We start from the raw sequence: 610 nt of genomic DNA on the forward strand, positions 1-610 counted from the left end.
AAAGCGGGAATGAAAGCGGGGTATGAAAGTTTCTTTGTCTCTTCCTCTACACATAATCGTACATACTTAGCTGTCCCTCTATCCCTTTATTTCGAAATAGTTTCTTATACTCACTTCCCTGATTCTTTACATAATTCGCTATTACTTCTTCATTTCCATGCTCACTCACTGTCCCTACATAATAACCTGATGACCAGAAATTTCCTCCCCAGAGTTTTTTCTTGACTTCCGGGCATCTTGCAAACACTTCTTTTGCCGTGATGCTTTTTACAATCTTCACTATTTGCATTGGACTATAACTTGGTACTGCCTGGATAAGAAAATGTACATGATCTTTGTCCGTTCCTATTTCCAGAAAATATAAGTCATAACGTTTACTAATTTCCAAGCATGTCTCTTTTATTACCTGCTCTACCTCACCGTTTACTACAACCCTTCGATATTTTGTCGGAAACACAAAATGATACATAAGCCTTGATACGTTGTGTGATTTGTGGATATTCTCACTCATCTACAACTTCTCCTTTCCGCTTACATTCTATCACTTTTTTAGTATTGTGTTAAGCAAGTTACGATGCAAGCATCGGGGAATGTACCCCCCTATGATTCA

1 protein-coding gene is annotated in these 610 nt (G+C 38.0%); it reads right to left on the reverse strand.

The window, feature by feature from the left end:
• Positions 1 to 46: 46 nt before the first annotated feature.
• Entirely contained in the window at positions 47 to 511 is a 465-nt protein-coding gene (gene tnpA / locus D7Y06_RS25505) for an IS200/IS605 family transposase (protein WP_120410237.1), read from the reverse strand.
• Between the last annotated feature and the right edge of the window lie 99 nt (positions 512 to 610).

The sequence above is a fragment of the Roseburia sp. 1XD42-69 genome, assembly GCF_003612565.1.
In the GTDB taxonomy this organism is placed as follows: domain Bacteria; phylum Bacillota; class Clostridia; order Lachnospirales; family Lachnospiraceae; genus Roseburia_B.